This is a genomic window from Parabacteroides sp. Marseille-P3160 (assembly GCF_900162725.1).
Lineage (GTDB): Bacteria > Bacteroidota > Bacteroidia > Bacteroidales > Tannerellaceae > Marseille-P3160.
On the sequence record NZ_LT799418.1, the window covers coordinates 2,592,097 to 2,611,839 of the forward strand.

14 protein-coding genes are annotated in these 19,743 nt (G+C 46.9%); 5 read left to right on the plus strand and 9 right to left on the minus strand.

Annotated elements, in window-relative coordinates; translation table 11 throughout:
* Positions 1–565 precede the first annotated feature (565 nt).
* Complete coding sequence (gene fumC / locus BQ8014_RS10250) at positions 566–1,960, plus strand: class II fumarate hydratase (protein ID WP_080904254.1); 1,395 nt, start codon at positions 566–568, stop codon at positions 1,958–1,960.
* Positions 1,961–1,991: 31 nt separating this feature from the next.
* On the opposite strand, the gene BQ8014_RS10255 is transcribed toward fumC, so the two are convergent.
* The 5 genes from BQ8014_RS10255 to BQ8014_RS10275 form a co-directional block, all read right to left on the minus strand.
* Entirely contained in the window at positions 1,992–3,473 is a 1,482-nt protein-coding gene (locus tag BQ8014_RS10255; RefSeq protein WP_080904255.1) for a glycoside hydrolase family 10-like protein, read from the minus strand.
* 13 nt (positions 3,474–3,486) lie between these two features.
* Entirely contained in the window at positions 3,487–4,251 is a 765-nt protein-coding gene (locus BQ8014_RS10260) for a glycerophosphodiester phosphodiesterase (RefSeq protein ID WP_080905921.1), read from the minus strand.
* 73 nt (positions 4,252–4,324) lie between these two features.
* Positions 4,325–5,278 carry a thioredoxin-disulfide reductase gene (gene trxB, locus BQ8014_RS10265; RefSeq protein WP_080904256.1) on the minus strand — a complete coding sequence of 318 codons (954 nt, stop codon included), beginning with the start codon at positions 5,276–5,278 and terminating at the stop codon, positions 4,325–4,327.
* 20 nt (positions 5,279–5,298) lie between these two features.
* Entirely contained in the window at positions 5,299–5,934 is a 636-nt protein-coding gene (locus BQ8014_RS10270; RefSeq protein ID WP_080904257.1) for an outer membrane lipoprotein periplasmic chaperone LolA1, read from the minus strand.
* 5 nt (positions 5,935–5,939) lie between these two features.
* Positions 5,940–8,357 carry an FtsK/SpoIIIE family DNA translocase gene (locus tag BQ8014_RS10275; protein ID WP_080904258.1) on the minus strand — a complete coding sequence of 806 codons (2,418 nt, stop codon included), beginning with the start codon at positions 8,355–8,357 and terminating at the stop codon, positions 5,940–5,942.
* 418 nt (positions 8,358–8,775) lie between these two features.
* On the opposite strand from BQ8014_RS10275, the gene BQ8014_RS10280 reads away from it, so the two are divergent.
* Positions 8,776–9,834 carry a class I fructose-bisphosphate aldolase gene (locus tag BQ8014_RS10280; RefSeq protein WP_080904259.1) on the plus strand — a complete coding sequence of 353 codons (1,059 nt, stop codon included), beginning with the start codon at positions 8,776–8,778 and terminating at the stop codon, positions 9,832–9,834.
* Between the two features lie 85 nt (positions 9,835–9,919).
* Here the strand turns inward: BQ8014_RS10280 and trpS are convergent, their stop codons facing one another.
* Entirely contained in the window at positions 9,920–10,915 is a 996-nt protein-coding gene (trpS, locus tag BQ8014_RS10285; protein ID WP_080904260.1) for a tryptophan--tRNA ligase, read from the minus strand.
* A gap of 215 nt (positions 10,916–11,130) precedes the next feature.
* Here trpS and cls (BQ8014_RS10290) point away from each other — a divergent pair, with 215 nt between their 5' ends.
* Both cls (BQ8014_RS10290) and cls (BQ8014_RS10295) read left to right on the plus strand, forming a co-directional pair.
* Positions 11,131–12,567, plus strand: coding sequence for a cardiolipin synthase (gene cls, locus BQ8014_RS10290; protein WP_080904261.1), 1,437 nt, complete (start codon positions 11,131–11,133; stop codon positions 12,565–12,567).
* A gap of 279 nt (positions 12,568–12,846) precedes the next feature.
* The gene (cls, locus tag BQ8014_RS10295) at positions 12,847–14,283 is read left to right on the plus strand and encodes a cardiolipin synthase (protein WP_080904261.1); all 1,437 of its coding nucleotides are present in this window, start codon (positions 12,847–12,849) and stop codon (positions 14,281–14,283) included.
* Between the two features lie 15 nt (positions 14,284–14,298).
* On the opposite strand, the gene BQ8014_RS10300 is transcribed toward cls (BQ8014_RS10295), so the two are convergent.
* The 3 genes from BQ8014_RS10300 to BQ8014_RS10310 all read right to left on the minus strand — a co-directional run bounded on the left by BQ8014_RS10300 (position 14,299) and on the right by BQ8014_RS10310 (position 16,695).
* Positions 14,299–15,435 carry a glycerate kinase gene (locus BQ8014_RS10300; protein WP_080904262.1) on the minus strand — a complete coding sequence of 379 codons (1,137 nt, stop codon included), beginning with the start codon at positions 15,433–15,435 and terminating at the stop codon, positions 14,299–14,301.
* A complete protein-coding gene (locus BQ8014_RS10305) occupies positions 15,428–15,694 on the minus strand; it encodes a hypothetical protein (RefSeq protein WP_080904263.1) in 267 nt (88 codons plus the stop codon). Before BQ8014_RS10305 ends, BQ8014_RS10300 begins: the two co-directional genes overlap by 8 nt.
* Positions 15,695–15,828: 134 nt before the next feature.
* Entirely contained in the window at positions 15,829–16,695 is an 867-nt protein-coding gene (locus BQ8014_RS10310; protein ID WP_200814394.1) for an alpha/beta hydrolase, read from the minus strand.
* A gap of 203 nt (positions 16,696–16,898) precedes the next feature.
* Between BQ8014_RS10310 and galB the strand changes: the two genes are divergently transcribed.
* On the plus strand, positions 16,899–19,397 hold the full coding sequence (gene galB, locus BQ8014_RS10315) for a beta-galactosidase GalB (RefSeq protein ID WP_080904265.1): 2,499 nt from the start codon (positions 16,899–16,901) through the stop codon (positions 19,395–19,397).
* Positions 19,398–19,743: the final 346 nt, after the last annotated feature.

Consider the following 19,743-nt stretch of genomic DNA (forward strand, 5'->3'; position numbering starts at 1 on the left):
CGTCGGTGATAAAAGCGAGGCTCCCGCCTCGCAATGATCATCCTTTTTTAAGGATAGGAGGGTGAATGTGTCAAAAGCCCATGGTGGGGTGTGTAGGGGCGAATTGCATTTGCTCGATCCTATACAATTTAATCAAAATCAACGTATTATATATATGATTCCATGATACGGGCGAATTCAATTCACCCCTACGGAATTCCCTTACGGCCCTTTTGGCACACCTTCTTACAACACGACGGAGTAAGGACACTCCTCCGAACAAAGGGATAAATGCGAATTCCTTGTTCGGTAAATCCGGTTGAGTGTTTGACAGCTATAGAACAGGTGTTCTATAGCTGTCAAACACGTGTTCTATGGCTGTGAAACACGTGTTCGACTACCGTCAAACACCTACTTGCGTGTAGTGAAGAATTACATAGAATGTATATCTGTATTAAAATCAGTGTATGGAGTTTATTAAACCGCTATTTTATGACTCGAAAAATCGCTATAAATAGGTATTGCCTGTTTGATCATTTATAATGAACTTTACCTCCACTAAAATCTTTTATAAATAAAAAATCGTATGGAATATCGTATTGAGAGAGACACTATGGGAGAGGTGCAAGTACCTGCCGACAAATACTGGGGGGCACAGACCGAGCGCTCGCGTAATAACTTTAAGATCGGTCCGGCGGCTTCCATGCCGAAAGAAATTATTTATGCCTTTGGGTATCTGAAGAAGGCGGCTGCCTATGCCAATGCTGATTTGGGCGTGTTATCCGCAGAGAAGCGCGATTGGATTGCGACGGCCTGCGACGAGATTATTGCAGGAAAGCTGGACGATCAGTTCCCGCTTGTTATCTGGCAGACTGGCTCCGGGACACAATCGAATATGAATGTGAATGAAGTGATTTCCAATCGAGTGCTGGTACTCACCGGAGGGAAGCTGGGGGAGAAGAGTCCGGTGCATCCGAATGACGATGTAAATAAATCGCAGTCATCGAACGATACATTTCCGACAGCCCTGCATATTGCTGCTTACCGGAAGGTGGTAGAACATACGCTTCCTGCTGTGGAGACATTGCAAAAGGCGCTGGCCGATAAGTCGGAAGCTTTTAAGGATATTGTGAAGATCGGTCGTACTCATCTTCAGGACGCGACTCCATTGACGTTGGGACAGGAGTTTTCAGGATATGCCGCCCAACTGAAGTATGCCGTAGAAGCTATCCGGGCAACCTTGGGACATCTTTCCGAACTGGCTTTGGGAGGGACCGCGGTAGGCACCGGACTGAATACGCCGAAGGGATACGACGTAAAGGTCGCGGAATATATCGCGAAGTTTACCGGGTTTCCGTTCGTGACGGCTCCGAATAAGTTCGAAGCGCTGGCCTCCAACGATGCGATTGTGGGAACGCACGGAGCATTGAATCAATTGGCGGCCGCCCTGTTCAAGATCGCCCAGGATATCCGTTTGCTGGGATCAGGCCCCCGTTCCGGTATCGGCGAATTGCATTTGCCGGAGAACGAGCCGGGCTCTTCCATCATGCCTGGAAAGGTGAATCCGACACAGAACGAGGCGGTTACGATGGTTTGTACCCAGGTCTTCGGCAACCAGACAGCTATCTCTTTTGCCGGCGCCAACGGAAACTATGAACTAAATGTCTTTAAACCTGTGATTGCCGCTAACTTCCTGCAATCCGCCCAATTACTGGGGGATGCAGCCACTTCCTTTACGGAACATTGCGTCGTGGGAATCGAGCCGAACCGGAAGCGGATCAAAGAGCTGGTCAACAATTCTTTGATGTTGGTAACGGCGCTCAATCCCCATATTGGTTACGAGAAAGCGGCTAAAATAGCCAAAGCTGCCCATAAGAACGGAACGACTTTACGTGAAGAAGCCGTCCTTTCGGGCTTCCTTACCGCAGAGCAGTTCGATGCCTGGGTGAAACCGGAAGATATGGTCGGGAGCTTGAAATAAGTTTTACTATTACTTACGGAACATTAAGTTTTTATTTTATAAACTTGGAAACGTAATAATAGGTTTCTTTGGATGGCTTGCTTTCGATGTGGTAGCGGGTAGAGGCGCTTACCCGGAACGTAAACCCGGTTTCCAAGGAATCGGGTACGGGAAGATAGAGTAGGGTATCCCGGACACCGGTCGCCAGTATCGATTCGGCCAGGTCGGTGCGGACGCTGTCGCTTTGCGAATAATAGACCGTATATGTCAAAGGCTGGCTCATTACCTGCGACGGCGCCCAAAATAATCTCAGGTGGCCTTCTTCACGGGTCACCTTGACTTCTTCCGGCGTTGAAGGGACGCTATCATTCAGCCAGGTGAGCGGCGGAAGTTGTGCGGGATATTTGTAATAGTTGTTTTTTAACTCATCATACAAACCTTTGCAGTTATCGGCGATCATTTTCCCCCGGAAGAAGGCGCAGCCTTTTCCTCCATAAGCGCGGGTATAATCGATCTGATCGGTGATATCGGTCAATGCCCAGTCGCCTTCCTCCTTTAATAGGCGGTATGCGCCCAGGCCGGAGACAAAGATCCGTCCATAAGCGTTTCCGGTCCAGTTATCGACGAAGGGGAAATAATCTTTATGAAGATAATACATCATGGGGACGATCATGTCATGTTTTCCGCTTTGCATCCACTTTTTAGGATCCTGGAAGACGCTCTCATAAGCCGTCCAGCCCGCATTGGGCACTTGTTCGATGCGGCTGTATTTTCCCAAGGGAGAACTGCTGACCTGTACCCAGGGTTTTACCTGCTTGATCCAGTCATAGATCCGTTCGACCATCCGGTTGATATTTTCGCGCCTCCAGTCCGCCAGGTTCTGCTGATTCCCATATTGGCGGTAAACCCTGGAGTCCGGAAATTTTTTCGCCTCTTCCGGATAGCGGATGTAATCGAATTGGATGCCATCGATATCATAATTCGTGACAAGTTCCCTTACTAAAGAGAAGATATAATCCGTTGTTCCGGGTATACCCGGATCCAGATACCATTCCCCGTTATGTCGTTTGCATAGTTTGGGGTATCGGTGAACGACCGACTGTTTTCCCTGTTCCTTTACAATTTTGTCATTTCCTACCGGAAAGGTCACAAACCAGGCGTGGCATTCCATCCCCCGCTTATGGCATTCCTCGATCACGAATGCCAGAGGGTCGTATCCGGGCAGGACGCCGTATTTGCCGGAGAATACTTTGGAAACGGATTCAATCGAAGAATGATAAATCACATCCCCCCGCAAACGAACCTGCAGGAAAATCATATTGAAATGTGCTTCCTGAAACCGGTCCAATAAATTACAGATTTCTTCTTGCTGCCTGATCCGTGACGCTTCGTTTATGGCCGGAAAGGACGGCCAGTCTAATCCGTAAATAGTGGTCAGCCATATGGCGCGAATTTCCTGCTTGGGATAGCTAAAAGCGAACGCTCCATTTCCCCAAAAGACCAGCAGTAAAAGAATTAATCCGTATTTCCTCATTCCCCGACGGTTCTCAAGGTTTGATCAGTTGTTGTATTTCTTCCGGGATATCAGTCGTGATGAAGTCGGCGCCTTGCTTAATCATCTCTTTAGCGACAGCCGGATCGTTTACCGTCCAGACATTGACTTTTAAACCGAGTTCTTTCGCCTCTTTGAACCATTGCGGTTGCTGTTGCATTACTTTGACGCTGTAGTCGATCCCCGTAATGCCCAATGCTTTTACTTCCTTCGGAGATAATTCCCCGTTAAGGTAATAGACGGCAGCCTTCGGCTCAAGGCGTACAAACTCCTTGGTCGCATCCAGGTTGAATGAGATATATTCCGTGCGGTCTTGCAGCTTCTTTTCCCGGATCAAATCCACCGAAATACGAGCTGCTTCCCGGTTACGTTCCGGGGTGGCATGGGCCTTTAATTCGAAGATCAATTTGATATGCCGGGTATGTTTGGCCGCTTCCAGATATTCCCGGAGGGTCGGGATGGATTCGCCGTTGGCCAATTTGATATCTTTTAATGTAGAATAGGGAGTTTCTTGAATAACCAGGTTGTTAACCTTATCGTCGTGAAAAATAACCGGGACATTATCCGATGTCAAATGTACATCGAATTCGGAGCCGTATACTTTGATTTCTTCCGCCCGTTCCAACGAACGGATCGAATTTTGGGCAGAGCCTTCACATTTCCAATAACCGCGATGAGCTATTACTTGCGCTTTATCCTGTGCAATCACAGGGAGGGTCAGCAGCAAGGCAAGCAGGAAAGAGATTGATTTGAGTTTCATAAAAAGTTTATTTTGGGATGAATATATATAATAGAAAGAGGCGACGGTCTTTTCAGCCTCCACCCCTTTCCTCTTATTTCTTATGTTCGGATAAATAACGCTCGGCTTCGAGTGCGGCTGCACAACCGCTGCCTGCCGCTGTTATAGCCTGCCGGTAATGCGGATCAGCGATGTCGCCGGCGGCAAAAACACCGGGAATATTCGTGCGGGGGGTACCCGGCACCGTCTTGATATATCCTACCTCGTCGGTTTCCATCCAGGGTTTGAATATCTTGGAATTCGGGGTATGTCCGATGGCCAGGAAAAATCCGTCGATCGCAAGATCCACTTTTTCTTCGTCCGGTGTTCCTTTTCGTTTAACCAGGTGAACGCCTTCCACTCCGTTATCGCCGAAAAGGCCGAGGGTGTTATGCTCGAATAAAACGGTAATGTTCGGAGCGTCGAATACACGTTGCTGCATCACTTTAGAGGCGCGAAGGAAAGGCTTCCGCACAATCAGGTAGACCTGTTTTGCCAGTCCGGCCAGGTAAAGGGCTTCTTCGCAAGCGGTATCTCCACCGCCCACTACGGCTACTATTTTTTTCCGGTAGAAGAAACCGTCGCATGTAGCACAGGCGGAAACTCCCATACCTGCATATTTCTGTTCGTCCGGTAGGCCCAGGTATTTGGCTGTAGCTCCGGTTGCAATGATTAATGTTTCGGCTTCAATGACTTTCTCTTCGTCAATAGTCACCTTGTAGGGAGCGGTTGACAGATCGGTTGCCGTCGCAATGCCGGTACGGATGTCTGCGCCGAAACGTTCGGCCTGCTTCTTCAGGTCTTCCATTAATTCCGGACCGGTAATTCCATTGGGATAACCGGGGAAATTTTCCACTTCGGTGGTTGTTGTCAATTGGCCACCCGGTTGGATACCTTCATAAAGGACAGGAGAAAGATTCGCACGGGAAGCATAGATGGCGGCTGTATATCCGGCCGGTCCAGAACCAAGAATTAGTAAACGTACTTTCTCGTTAGTTGTGTTGCTCATAAGTTTTTCACTTGTTTGTTTTATCGTAAATCAATAATTTCCGCGTTGGGGTAGTTATTTTCCCTAAAAACAAATGTCGCGTCGGCTTGGTTTATGCCGGTCTGGATCTTATTGATGCGGATTGTGCTTTGTAGTCCGTTTTTTGCGTTGATAATGACACTGGTAGGCAGGTTATTGTTTTTTTCTATTTGCAGTTCGATTTTCTCAATATCCTTTCCGCTTTTCGGCGTTAAAACGATGTCATAGGCCGCTTTTCCGTTCGGCGCCGTACTTTGTCCTTTGTATGTGGCTTTGTACCCATTCTTATAGGATTTTAAGATCAGCATCGGATTGATCTGCTGCAATTCTTCTCCCGTAGGAGTAGTGACATTCACTTCATCCGTCCGCTCCATATAAGTCCATTGCGTCTTTCCGTCGAACCAGACTTGCATATCCGGGGTGGAATAATGGAATTTATTCCCCTTCATACTGATGGTTCCTTCGAAGCTCTCGGAGATTTTTTGTTTGTCCGAACGGGCATGCATGCTGAAGGTCGCCTTGATCCCGTTGGACTGTTCATAGGCTTGCGCCGCTTTGTCTAAAATGCCATCGGCATTTTGCGCTGTCGCCGGATAAATAAAAAGGCCTATGAATAAAGCTATAACTAATTGTTTCATCTTTCCTATTTTAAAGAATTAAGTTTCTGTTCCAAGGTATATTCGTCCTGTATCAAGACCTGCCGGGCCTTGCTTCCCTCATAAGGCCCTACGACCTGGGCGGCCTCCAGTTGATCCATCAGCCGTCCGGCGCGATTGTAACCGATCGAAAATTTGCGCTGGATCAAGGAAGTAGAGCCTTGCTGCTGAATCACGATCAGCCGCGCCGCCTCATTGAACAGCGGATCCCGCTCGGAGAGATCCACGCTGCCGGGCATTTTCTCCCCGTCATTCTCCCCGACATATTCCGGCAGTTCGAAAGCTGTCGGATAGCCGGGTTGCTCACCGATGAAGGAAGCGATCTTTTCCACTTCCGGCGTGTCGACAAAAGCGCACTGGACGCGTGTCATGTCGTTACCCTGTGAAAAGAGCAGGTCGCCGCGTCCGATTAACTGGTTGGCTCCCGGAGAATCCAGAATGGTGCGGGAGTCGATCATAGAGGATACCCGAAAGGCTACCCGCGCGGGGAAGTTGGCCTTGATCGTTCCGGTAATGATATTGGTAGACGGCCGTTGTGTCGCGATCACCATGTGAATCCCGACGGCGCGCGCCTTTTGGGCGATACGTGCAATCGGCAATTCGATTTCTTTCCCTGCCGTCATGATCAGATCGCCGAACTCATCGATGATGACTACGATATACGGCATGTATTTATGTCCTTTTTCCGGATTCAAATGACGGCTGATGAACTTCGTGTTATATTCTTTTATGTTGCGGGTATGCGCTTTCATCAGCAAATCATACCGGTCGTCCATTTCCTTGCAGAGGGAATTCAACGTTTGGATCACTTTCGTAAAATCGGTAATGATCGCCTTGTCCTCTCCCGGAAGTTTCGCCAGGTAATGGCGTTCGATTTCCGCATAAATGCTGAATTCGACCATCTTTGGGTCTACCAGCACGAACTTCAATTCGGCCGGGTGCTTTTTGTACAGCAGGGATGTAATGATTGCATTCAGTCCGACCGATTTTCCCTGTCCAGTAGCGCCGGCCACCAACAGGTGGGGCATCTTGCAGAGATCGAACATGAAGATCTCATTTGTAATCGTTTTCCCCAAGGCTACCGGCAGGTCGTATTTACATTCCATAAACCTGCGGGAGGCGATGACCGATTGCATTGATACGATTTGCGGATCCTTGTTCGGCACTTCGATACCGATCGTTCCCTTTCCAGGCATTGGTGCGATGATACGGATACCAAGCGCCGAAAGGCTAAGGGCGATGTCGTCTTCCAGATTCCGTATCTTCGAAATACGGACACCGGCGTCGGGGATGACTTCGTACAGAGTGATCGTCGGCCCTACGGTCGCTTTGATCGAGGCGATGCTGATGCCGAAGTTTTCCAGCGTCTGCTTAATGCGTTTCTGATTGTTGGATTGCTCTTCCATATCGACCTGATGTTCGCTCTGGTCGTATTTCTTCAGCAACTCGAGCGTCGGGAAATGAAAGTGGGACAAGTCCAGGCGCGGATCGTAGACTCCCAGCTGGGAAGCATCGTATTTGTCATCGTCCGCCGGTACCTCGATGGAGAACTCGACTCCGTCTTCTTCTTGTTTCTCACTGATTGTTTCGTTTTTATCCGGCAGAAGATCCTCTGTCTCATAACTTTCTTCTTCTTCCGGGAGGATAACCGTAAATTCTTCGTCTTCCTCTTCCGAGGCCGGAACATTCGTTCTCTTTACGTCACCGGCATCGTCCGGAATGTTTTTTTCCTCTTCCTCTTCCTCTGTCTGTACCTTTTCCCGGGAATTGAACCTGAGCCAGCGAAATGAAAAGAAGCGTTGCAGGATGGGTACCGTCTTTTTACTTGCGCAGATAGTGATAATCAGGAAACTGCCCAGTAAAACAAGAACTGTTCCGGGGATACCGATATTTTTAATTAGGAATTCACTCAGGAAATAGCCATGTTGCCCGCCTAAGTAAATAAAGGTATCTTCGTAACCCTTTATAAAAAAGAAGGCGAAGAAGAGGGAACCCCAGATGATAAGCGCCGCACTGAAAAGAAAAGATTTAAGCAAGGGTATTTTGGATAGTTTCATTAACCGGGTGCCTACAACTCCAAGGAAAAACAAGATGATAAACGAGGAGATACCGAACCAGCGGTTCATCAACAGATCCGAAAGATAGGCTCCGCGAACTCCCGTCCAGTTTTCTACAGTACCCTTGTTCATCAACAGATCGCCCAGGGGGACATTCTCTATTTTACTTTGGTCGGCTCCTCCGGTAAAAAAGAAAGAGATGAGAGCCAATCCGATGTAGATTGTACAGATACAAATAATCAACCCGATTACGAAATGAGTTCTCTCACTGGTAAGGAAAAGTTTTACCGTTCCCGGTTCCTTGACACGGCCGGATTTCGGCTTTGTCGTCGTATTTTGTTTTGCCATAGATAGAATTCTTCTATATCTCTGCAAAAATAAGCAGAATAATGAATCCATTCGGCATGTTTCAAGAAAAAGATGTTTTACTTTATAAAAAGAGAAGGTGAAAGCCCAGGAAGAAAGGCGGGGATAAAAAAGCAGATGGTACGACTTTCTCAAGAGGTACCATCCTAACCAAAACCTTAACTATGAAAAAATTCAAATAATTGAATTTTATGAGAGCAAATATACAAATGTTTTTGGGATGTACAAATGTTTGATGCATTTTTCTGGTAAATTTATAAATAAAAGAAAAAGACCGGAGTTTTTGATAGAAAACGGAGAAAAGATAGGATTATACTCTTCCTATAATGATAACAAAAGTAAAAAAACGAACTAATCAGATGAAAGTATTGTTTTATCAATACATTAATTTATAAAAGTTATGGCAAATTCCAAGATTACGCAATTGTTGGGAGATAAAAGCGAATATCTCCTGAGTCATGTGAGCAAAACGATTGATAAATCATTGATTCACGCTACCGGTCCGGATGTTATCGATAAACTATGGATTGATACCGATCGCAACATTCCGACATTAAATAATTTGCAACGCCTTTTCGGACACGGGCGTCTGGCAAACACGGGTTATCTGTCCATCCTTCCTGTCGATCAGGGAATTGAACATACGGCCGGAGCTTCCTTTGCTCCTAATCCTTTGTATTTTGACCCGGAAAATATTATAAAGCTGGCGATTGAAGCCAATTGCAATGCGGTAGCTACAACCTATGGCGTGCTGGCTTCCGTTGCGCGCAAGTATGCACATAAAATTCCGTTCGTAGTAAAGATTAATCACAATGAGTTGTTGACCTATCCGACTTCCTACAATCAGATTCCGTTCGGAACGATCGAAGAAGCCTGGAACCTGGGAGCAGCCGCAGTCGGCGCTACAATTTATTTCGGCTCGGAAGAAAGCCGTAACCAGATCGTAGAGGTAGCGGAAGCCTTTGAATATGCGCATGAATTGGGAATGGCTACTATCCTTTGGTGCTACCTCCGCAATAGTGCATTCAAGAAAGACGGTGTAGATTATCATAGTGCAGCCGACCTGACAGGTCAAGCCAATCATATCGGCGTGACAATAAAAGCGGATATTGTAAAACAGAAACTTCCGACAAATAACGGCGGTTTCACAGCGATTAAGTTCGGCAAGACGAATCCCGGCATGTATGACAAATTAACTTCCGAACATCCGATAGATCTTTGCCGTTACCAGGTGGCCAACGGTTACATGGGACGTGTCGGCCTGATTAATTCGGGTGGCGAATCCCACGGTGCGAGCGACTTGGCGGATGCAGTTTACACAGCAGTCGTTAACAAGCGTGCCGGAGGAATCGGGTTGATCTGCGGACGTAAGGCCTTCCAGAAACCAATGAAAGATGGCGTCGAGTTGATCCATGCCATTCAGGACGTCTATTTGGATAAAGACATTACGTTAGCTTAATACACATATTATAATATAGTTTTCAAAAAAAAATAGGGTGGTTCCGGTAACCGCCCTATTTTTTTGATCTTTCCCGTGTCTTTCCTTATTTTGCATAAGGCTTGAAACCAATAATCTCGCGTACTTCGTTGATGGTCTTGAACGCGTTCGCACGAGATTTCTCCGCTCCCTCCTTCGCGACTTTATCGAGATAAGCGTTATCGGATTCAAATTCCGTAATGCGTTCCCGTACCGGGGCACAGAAGGCATTGATATCCGCCGCCAACTGTTTTTTCATATCGCCATAGCGTATCTCGCAGGAATTATATTTTTCGTTGAAATAATCGTAGGTTTCCTTGGAAGAGACAATCTCCATCATGGTGAAGAGGTTCTGGATGACTTCCGGTTTTTCGCTATTCGGAACCGTTGGCCCCGAATCGGTCACCGCTTTCATCACCTTCTTTTTAATGGTTTGCTCGTCATCTCTCAGATAGATAGCGTTACCTTCGCTTTTCCCCATTTTGCCGGAACCATCCAGGCCGGGAACTTTCACGGCCTTCTCCGAAAAATGGAAAGAGGCCGGCTCCGGGAAAAATTCCACTCCATAGATGGTATTGAAACGTCGGGCATATTTACGCGCCATCTCCATGTTTTGCTCCTGGTCTTTTCCTACCGGCACTTTCAAGGCGCGGTGGACAAGAATATCAGCAGCCATGAGGGAAGGATAGGTTAGTAGCCCGGCATTGACATTATTCGGTTGCAGGCGCACTTTGTCTTTAAAGGTCGTTACCCGTTCCAATTCACCGAGGTAGGCGTTCATATTCAGATAGAGATAAAGTTCCAACACTTCCGGTACGTCGCTTTGAGTGTATATAGTCGCCTTCTCAGGATCCAATCCGCAGGCCAAGTATTCCGAAAGTATGGTTTTAACGCTTTTGCGGATATTTTCCGGGTGAGGATGAGTCGTCAGCGAATGCCAGTCGGCAATAAAGAAGTAGCAATTATATTCGTACTGCATTTTAAGAAAACTTTTTACTGCACCGAAATAGTTTCCCAAATGCAGGTTTCCTGTGGGGCGGATTCCGCTTAATACTGTTTCCATGTTCTGATTATTCTTTTTCAAGGCACAAAGTTAATAAATTTAGCAACAGTATGTAACGTTCCGGTCTGAATGACCGGAAAATTAGGTTAGGCGGGAATAAAATAACAGAGGCACAACCTGTTATTTTCATTCCCTCCGGACCACTTTTTATTTGGGTCTGGGAAAGCAGTTCGATTTTTATTTGTATTATTGCATTAATAAGATTTAAATAGGCAATGAATATCCCTTTTCTATCGAATTCCGTCTCAATACCGGAGTTTATTCTCTGGATAGTTTATGTAGTAACTGTCATCGGCACGCTGTTGGTTGTCGTCTCGGAAAACCGGAATCCGATCCGTACACTGGCATGGGTGTTGGTGTTGGTTTTCCTACCGGCAGTGGGTATTGTGTTTTTCTACTTCTTCGGACAAAACAACCGGAAGAAAAAGGCGGTATCCATTAATTACAAAAAATTATCGAAGGATATTTCTTTTGAAGGATTATTCGATAAACATCCTCCGAAGGTACAGCCGAATTACGAAACGTTGTCCGTTTTGTTGGAAAGAAACAGTAATGCCTTGCTTTTACAGGGGAGCCGGGTCGAGGTGATTACGCACGGACACCGGAAATTTGAACTTCTGCTGGAGGATATTGAAAAGGCGAGTCATCATATCCATATGGAGTATTTTATTTTTCAGAATGATATGACGGGAAAGAAGATAAAGGAGGCTTTGATGAGAAAGGCGGCCGAAGGGGTAGAAGTACGTTTCCTGTATGATAACGTAGCGAATACACGTGTACCGCCCAGTTTCTATAAAGAGATGAGACGGGCGGGTGTGATCGTTTCCCCTTTCCTGAAAGTCTTTTTACCTTGGCTCCGTAGCAAGGTGAATTACCGGAATCACCGGAAAGTGGTGGTGATCGACGGGAAAATCGGCTATATCGGAGGGATGAATGTCGGGGATACTTACGCCATGAGTCCGATCTGGCGGGACACTCATCTCCGCATCGAGGGAAAAGGCGTTTACGGGTTGCAGGCTAATTTCCTGCTGGACTGGTATTCTTCAGGAGAGAAAAAGGTAGATAATTACGTTTCCTATTTTCCTTACTGCCCGAATTACTCGAATAATCTTTTGCAGATTGTACCGGGCGGGCCCGATTCAGCCTGGCCGAATTTGTTGCAGGCAACGGTGCGCCTGGTCATCCTGGCAAAGCACTATCTATATATACAGACTCCTTATTTTTTGCCGACCGATTCTCTTTTCCAGGCCCTCATCTCGGCTGCATTGGCCGGAGTGGATGTGCGTCTGATGGTTTCCCGTAAATCCGACTCTTCTTATGTGGATCCGGCGGCGAAATCCTATTATGCAGAATTGCTGCGCGCCGGGCTGAAGATTTATGAACATCAACAGGATTTTATCCATGCAAAGACGATTGTTTCGGACGATTATCTGTCCGTCATCGGCTCGGCGAATATGGACTTCCGGAGTTTCGAATCCAATTTCGAAATCAATTGTTATCTTTACGACACGGAGATTGCCCGGAAAAACAAGGCTGTTTTCCTGGAAGACATGAAGGGATGCAGCGAAATTCTGCTCGATGAGTGGGAGCAGCGTCCCTGGTGGAAAAAGATGATCGAATCGGTGATGCGTCTCTTTGCTCCTTTGTTCTGAAGGAAACGGCGGGTATCAAGGCAGATAACGAACGATGGCGGCCATTGCTTGTTCGACATACCGAGGGCCATTGCGGAGTGCTTCTTCAAGAGGCATCGGGNATTTAGCAACAGTATGTAACGTTCCGGTCTGAATGACCGGAAAATTAGGTTAGGCGGGAATAAAATAACAGAGGCACAACCTGTTATTTTCATTCCCTCCGGACCACTTTTTATTTGGGTCTGGGAAAGCAGTTCGATTTTTATTTGTATTATTGCATTAATAAGATTTAAATAGGCAATGAATATCCCTTTTCTATCGAATTCCGTCTCAATACCGGAGTTTATTCTCTGGATAGTTTATGTAGTAACTGTCATCGGCACGCTGTTGGTTGTCGTCTCGGAAAACCGGAATCCGATCCGTACACTGGCATGGGTGTTGGTGTTGGTTTTCCTACCGGCAGTGGGTATTGTGTTTTTCTACTTCTTCGGACAAAACAACCGGAAGAAAAAGGCGGTATCCATTAATTACAAAAAATTATCGAAGGATATTTCTTTTGAAGGATTATTCGATAAACATCCTCCGAAGGTACAGCCGAATTACGAAACGTTGTCCGTTTTGTTGGAAAGAAACAGTAATGCCTTGCTTTTACAGGGGAGCCGGGTCGAGGTGATTACGCACGGACACCGGAAATTTGAACTTCTGCTGGAGGATATTGAAAAGGCGAGTCATCATATCCATATGGAGTATTTTATTTTTCAGAATGATATGACGGGAAAGAAGATAAAGGAGGCTTTGATGAGAAAGGCGGCCGAAGGGGTAGAAGTACGTTTCCTGTATGATAACGTAGCGAATACACGTGTACCGCCCAGTTTCTATAAAGAGATGAGACGGGCGGGTGTGATCGTTTCCCCTTTCCTGAAAGTCTTTTTACCTTGGCTCCGTAGCAAGGTGAATTACCGGAATCACCGGAAAGTGGTGGTGATCGACGGGAAAATCGGCTATATCGGAGGGATGAATGTCGGGGATACTTACGCCATGAGTCCGATCTGGCGGGACACTCATCTCCGCATCGAGGGAAAAGGCGTTTACGGGTTGCAGGCTAATTTCCTGCTGGACTGGTATTCTTCAGGAGAGAAAAAGGTAGATAATTACGTTTCCTATTTTCCTTACTGCCCGAATTACTCGAATAATCTTTTGCAGATTGTACCGGGCGGGCCCGATTCAGCCTGGCCGAATTTGTTGCAGGCAACGGTGCGCCTGGTCATCCTGGCAAAGCACTATCTATATATACAGACTCCTTATTTTTTGCCGACCGATTCTCTTTTCCAGGCCCTCATCTCGGCTGCATTGGCCGGAGTGGATGTGCGTCTGATGGTTTCCCGTAAATCCGACTCTTCTTATGTGGATCCGGCGGCGAAATCCTATTATGCAGAATTGCTGCGCGCCGGGCTGAAGATTTATGAACATCAACAGGATTTTATCCATGCAAAGACGATTGTTTCGGACGATTATCTGTCCGTCATCGGCTCGGCGAATATGGACTTCCGGAGTTTCGAATCCAATTTCGAAATCAATTGTTATCTTTACGACACGGAGATTGCCCGGAAAAACAAGGCTGTTTTCCTGGAAGACATGAAGGGATGCAGCGAAATTCTGCTCGATGAGTGGGAGCAGCGTCCCTGGTGGAAAAAGATGATCGAATCGGTGATGCGTCTCTTTGCTCCTTTGTTCTGAAGGAAACGGCGGGTATCAAGGCAGATAACGAACGATGGCGGCCATTGCTTGTTCGACATACCGAGGGCCATTGCGGAGTGCTTCTTCAAGAGGCATCGGGTGGGGAAGTATGGAATGGATAGCGGTAAATCCGTGACTGTATAAAGGTTCGATGTCTTCCCCTACCTGTCCGGCAATGGCTATCAGCGGCTTTCCCTTTTCTTTTGCTGCTTGCGCGACACCGAAAGGGGTTTTACCGTAAAGCGTTTGCGAATCGATACGCCCTTCACCCGTAAATATATAGTCAGCTTTGTCAACGTATTGTTGCAATCCGGTATAGCGGATCATCAGTTCGACGCCGGGAGAGAGCCGGGCCGGCGTAAAAGCCAGGAGGGCGAAACCCAAGCCACCTGCCGCACCGGTTCCGGGTCGTTTCGCTACGGCAATGCCTATTTGCGATTCGATAACCTGTGCATAATGGGACAGCGCCTGGTCGAGTTGCCGTACCATTTCGGGAGTTGCCCCTTTCTGGGGGCCGAAGACCACCGATGCGCCAGAGGGGCCGCAAAGCGGATTGGTCACATCGCAGGCTACTTCCAGCGTAATTTTATCGATCCGCCGGTCAATCCCGGAGAGATCGATCCGCGTGAGCCGGCTTAAGGCCTCGCCGCCGAAAGGAAGTTCGCACCCTTCTGCGTCCAGAAGACGAATGCCTATGGCCTGTGCAAAGCCCGCTCCTCCGTCATTGGTAGCACTGCCGCCTATGCCGAGAATCACCCGCGAGATACCTTTGTCCAAGCATCTCTCCAATAGTTGCCCGACGCCATATGTTGTCGTATATAGTGGATTTAGGGTGTGAGGCTCCACCAGTTGAAGTCCGGCGGCGGATGCCATTTCGATGACGGCTGTTCGCTTGTCGCCCAACAATCCGTAAAACGCTTTGGCCGGTTTCCCCAATGGGCCTGTAACCTCGACTGGATAGAAAGTGCCTCCGGTTGCCTTCGTTAAAGATTGTGCCGTCCCTTCGCCGCCATCCGCCATAGGTATTTTATAACAGACGGCTGATGGAAAAACTTGCCGGATTCCTTTCTCCATCGCTTTGCAGACTTCGTCTGCCGTCATGGAGCCTTTGAAAGAATCCGGCGCCAGAAGAAATGTCGGTATCTTATCCAAAGAAATGTCCGGATTTAGAGCCCAGATCTTTGATTCCTTCTCTAGCCTTGTCCATCAGATTGTCGGTTTTATCAATCAACTGATTAAATAACTCCTTGGCTTTATCGCTGTACTGATCCACTTTTTGGTTGAAGAACTTGCCCCAGTCGATTTTCAACCCCTCTTTGTCCATGAAGTTTTTGATCGTAACAACAGCTTTAACCGCTTGTTCTTCTGTAAGCCCTGCTTCTTCTTCTAATTTTTTAATTAAGTTGTCCATGGTCATTTCCTTTTTATTATTTGAAATTACTATATGAGTGAGCGTTCTATATAATAATAACAAAAGTCGGTTTTATCCGGTTCTTACTTTGCTTCGGAAAAGTTATGGCATTAAAGGATCAAGGCAATGACGTTTCAGAATTTTTTTAGCCAGGTAGACAATAACTCGAGCATTTGTTTATGGTACTTGAAATCTTCCTTCATCCCCCAGCCGTGTCCGCCTTCAGGGAAGACATATAAAGTAGCAGGGATATTATTTGCTTTCAGTGCCTCGTAATAAAGGGTGCTGTTTACCGGAGGAACGGTCTTGTCATCGTCACTGAGTAAAAGGATTGCCGGAGGTGTGTTTACATTCACCTGCTTTTCATTCGAAAAGGTGTAAATATCTTCTTCGGTCGGTTTGTCTCCCAATAAATTAGCCTTGGAACCGCCATGAGTTGCTCTCTCCATCGTAATGACCGGATAAAACAAGATAGAAAAATCGGGACGGGTACTCGTCCCGGTGGTGGAGAAATGTGTGGAAGCGGTGGCTGCCAGATGGCCTCCCGCCGAAGAGCCGGCAATTCCGATCTGGTTCGGGTTGACGCCTAATTCCCCGGCATGCTCCCGTACGTAGCGGATGGCCTGTTGCGCATCATCCAATGGTACTTCCTTGTGCTTGTTTGGCATCCGGTATTTCAGGACAAAGCCAGCGATACCTTGTGTATTGAGCCATTGGGCTAATTGGGTGCCTTCGTGGTTGGAGGCCAATCCTGCGTATCCTCCTCCCGGACAAATGACGACTCCCTTACCGTTTGCTTTCCCTTTTTCCGGCAGGTAAATAGTTAATTCGGGGGAAGTGACACTCGTTATCCAATATGTGGCGTCGGTCTTTTCCGGCGTCGTAATCCCATTGTCGGTCGGAGGATTACCCTCCCATATTTTAATTACTTTTTGTGCATTCATTGTTATTGACATCAGTAAAATAATCAAACTAATAGAAACAATCCGTGTCTTTTTCATGATGGGTTAATTTAAATTGTGATAGCAAAGCTATGAAGATATTTTGAATAATCCATAGGATTGACCGGGATAAATCGATCTCTTATCCTCTCTTTCCAAATGACTTGATATAGCATAATCTTAATAGGAATTCTGTTTTATATTCTGTATATTTGTGCGGAATGTGCGATAAAAGACGATTTAACCTCAAAATAAGATAAACCATGAGAAAACTTTTAATATACCCTCTGATTTTCATTTTCTCACTTGCTTTCTCGTTAAATGCACAGGTGCATACAGAGTTTTTATTGGAAAAAGGCTGGAAATTTACGCGTGAAGATCAGCCTGCTTTCAGCAACCCGGAATATGACGACGGCCAATGGCAATCGGTCAGGGTTCCTCATGACTGGGCGATTTACGGACCCTTCAGTTTCAGCAACGATAAACAAGACGTGGCCATTACCCAAGACGGGCAAAAGGAGGCGATGGAGCATGCCGGACGGACCGGAGGGCTTCCTTTTGTTGGTGTCGGTTGGTATCGTACACAATTCGAGCTTCCCCAGTATGCCGAAGGCAAGGCGGTTACGTTGTTGTTCGACGGTGCGATGAGCAATGCCGTCGTCTATCTGAACGGAAAGAAGGTAGGCAACTGGCCGTACGGTTACAACTCTTTTTATTTTGATATAACTCCTTACCTGGCGGCGGGACAGAAAAATACGCTGGCGGTACGCCTGGAGAATTATCCGGAGTCTTCCCGCTGGTATCCGGGAGCCGGCTTGTATCGCAATGTACATGTGATTGTAACCGAAGGGGCGCACATTCCGCTTTGGGGAACTTATGTCACTACGCCGGTCGTAAAAAAAGATCATGCGCGGGTAAAACTACAAACCGAGCTGGCTTGTCCTAAAGGCAGTTCCCTCGACCGGTATCGTTTGGAAACCGAAATCAGGAATCCCTACGGCGAATCCATTTTGAAGATGGCGACAAAGCTCTTTCCTCATGATTCCGTATTTATACAGGAAGCGATTATCAACGATCCTCATCTTTGGTCGCCCGATACTCCTGAACTATATACCGCAGTCTCCCGGTTGTATGAGGGAGAAACGTTGAAAGATGAATGTAATACCCCCTTCGGCATTCGTTCGGTCGAAATTATACCGGACAAAGGATTTTTCCTGAACGGTGAAAAGATAAAATTCAGGGGTGTCTGCAATCATCATGATTTAGGTCCGTTGGGAGCAGCTGTCAATGATGCGGCTATCCGCCGACAGATCCGCCTCTTGAAAGAGATGGGTTGTAATGCCATCCGTACGTCGCACAATATGCCGGCGCCGGAACTGGTTCGTGCCTGCGACGAAATGGGGATGATGGTCATGGCGGAGAGCTTTGACGAGTGGAAAACGCCGAAAATGAAAAATGGATATAATCTTTATTTTGATGAATGGGCGGAAAAGGATATGGTAAATCTGGTGCGTCATTACCGGAGTAATCCGAGCGTCGTCATGTGGTGTATTGGCAATGAAGTGCCGGATCAGGGACGTCCGGGCGGACAAAAACTAGCCCGCTTCCTGCAGGATATTTGCCACCGGGAAGACCCGACGCGTCCGGTAACCTCCGGCATGAATATGGTCGGGCAGGCGATTGAGAACCAATATGCAGCCGTTCTTGATGTGGCCGGCTTGAATTATAACCTTTCGCATTATCCATCTACCTACGAGAAACTGCCCCAGGCTATTGTCTTGGGAAGCGAAACGGCTTCGACGGTCAGTACCCGCGGCGTCTATAAATTTCCGGTCGAACGGAAAGCGATGGCGATGTATGACGATCACCAGAGTACCGGTTATGATGTCGAGCATTGCAGTTGGTCTAATTTGCCGGATGATGATTTTATTCTGCAGGAAGACTTGCCTTATACGATCGGGGAGTTTGTCTGGACCGGCTTTGACTATCTCGGCGAGCCGACGCCTTATTATGACAAATGGCCGAGCCACAGTTCGCTTTTCGGTATTATCGATCTTGCCGGCATCCCGAAAGACCGGTATTATTTATATCGTAGCCATTGGAACAGGGAACAGGAAACTTTGCATATCCTGCCGCATTGGACTTGGCCTGGTCGTGAGGGTGAAGTGACTCCGGTATTTGTTTATACCAATTATCCGACGGCGGAATTATTTATCAACGGAAAGAGCCAAGGCAAACGGACGAAAGACTTGAGCATACGGGCTGACAGTTCGGCTATGCCAACGGCCAATGCCGCCTTTGAGCGGCAGAAGCGCTATCGTCTGATGTGGCTGGATACGAAATATGAGCCGGGAACCGTGGAAGTGGTGGCCTATGATTCTACCGGAAAAGCGGTGGCGAAGGAACAGGTTCATACAGCCGGCAAGCCTCATCATCTGGTGTTGACGGCTGACCGTAAAAAACTGGCTGCAGACGGAAAAGATTTGTCTTTTATTAATGTTCAAGTAGTAGATAAAAAAGGGAATCTATGCCCGGATGCGACCAATCAGATAGAATGTAAAGTCGAAGGCGCCGGTACTTTCCGTGCGATCTGTAACGGGAATAGCATCAGCTTGGAATCTTTCCAGGCTCCCCAAATGAAGCTATTCAGCGGTCAGTTGACGGCAATTATCCAATCTGAAGATACTATGGTCGGTCGCATTCTGTTCAAAGCGACTTCACCCGGAGTGAAAGGGGCGACGATTGAACTATCCAGTGAATAATGGACCCTTTAATATTTGTAGATTTTATCCAATTGTTTCCTTGGAATACTGATAATCCGGTAAATAATCCAACCGAAGAAATAGAGTAATGTTAAAATTGCATCTACAAAAATGAAATAAATAATTTTCATAAGAATTCAATTCATTGTTAGTAATCCGAATTCAATAAGTTGAGGGCACGAAGATAGTAATATTGTGTCTTATATACATGTTTCCGCCGGTTTTTTCGAAAAATATCTTTGCACATAGGTGATTTCAGGCATTAATAGAGGCTGTCAGCAGCCTTTTTGCTATTTTGAAGGGAGACTTTAATAAGCTCTCTTTTTCCTTTTTTAATATAAAAGAA

What these genes read in the sequence shown, in the direction of transcription:
- BQ8014_RS10275 (WP_080904258.1), bottom strand. Translation starts at nt 8,357, where the DNA reads ATGGCAAAACAAAATACGACGACAAAGCCGAAATCCGGCCGTGTCAAG.
- BQ8014_RS10280 (WP_080904259.1), top strand. Translation starts at nt 8,776, where the DNA reads ATGGCAAATTCCAAGATTACGCAATTGTTGGGAGATAAAAGCGAATAT.
- BQ8014_RS10260 (WP_080905921.1), bottom strand. Translation starts at nt 4,251, where the DNA reads ATGAAACTCAAATCAATCTCTTTCCTGCTTGCCTTGCTGCTGACCCTC.
- BQ8014_RS10255 (WP_080904255.1), bottom strand. Translation starts at nt 3,473, where the DNA reads ATGAGGAAATACGGATTAATTCTTTTACTGCTGGTCTTTTGGGGAAAT.
- trxB (WP_080904256.1), bottom strand. Translation starts at nt 5,278, where the DNA reads ATGAGCAACACAACTAACGAGAAAGTACGTTTACTAATTCTTGGTTCT.
- BQ8014_RS10305 (WP_080904263.1), bottom strand. Translation starts at nt 15,694, where the DNA reads ATGGACAACTTAATTAAAAAATTAGAAGAAGAAGCAGGGCTTACAGAA.
- fumC (WP_080904254.1), top strand. Translation starts at nt 566, where the DNA reads ATGGAATATCGTATTGAGAGAGACACTATGGGAGAGGTGCAAGTACCT.
- cls (WP_080904261.1), top strand. Translation starts at nt 11,131, where the DNA reads ATGAATATCCCTTTTCTATCGAATTCCGTCTCAATACCGGAGTTTATT.
- BQ8014_RS10270 (WP_080904257.1), bottom strand. Translation starts at nt 5,934, where the DNA reads ATGAAACAATTAGTTATAGCTTTATTCATAGGCCTTTTTATTTATCCG.
- galB (WP_080904265.1), top strand. Translation starts at nt 16,899, where the DNA reads ATGAGAAAACTTTTAATATACCCTCTGATTTTCATTTTCTCACTTGCT.
- BQ8014_RS10310 (WP_200814394.1), bottom strand. Translation starts at nt 16,695, where the DNA reads ATGAAAAAGACACGGATTGTTTCTATTAGTTTGATTATTTTACTGATG.
- trpS (WP_080904260.1), bottom strand. Translation starts at nt 10,915, where the DNA reads ATGGAAACAGTATTAAGCGGAATCCGCCCCACAGGAAACCTGCATTTG.
- cls (WP_080904261.1), top strand. Translation starts at nt 12,847, where the DNA reads ATGAATATCCCTTTTCTATCGAATTCCGTCTCAATACCGGAGTTTATT.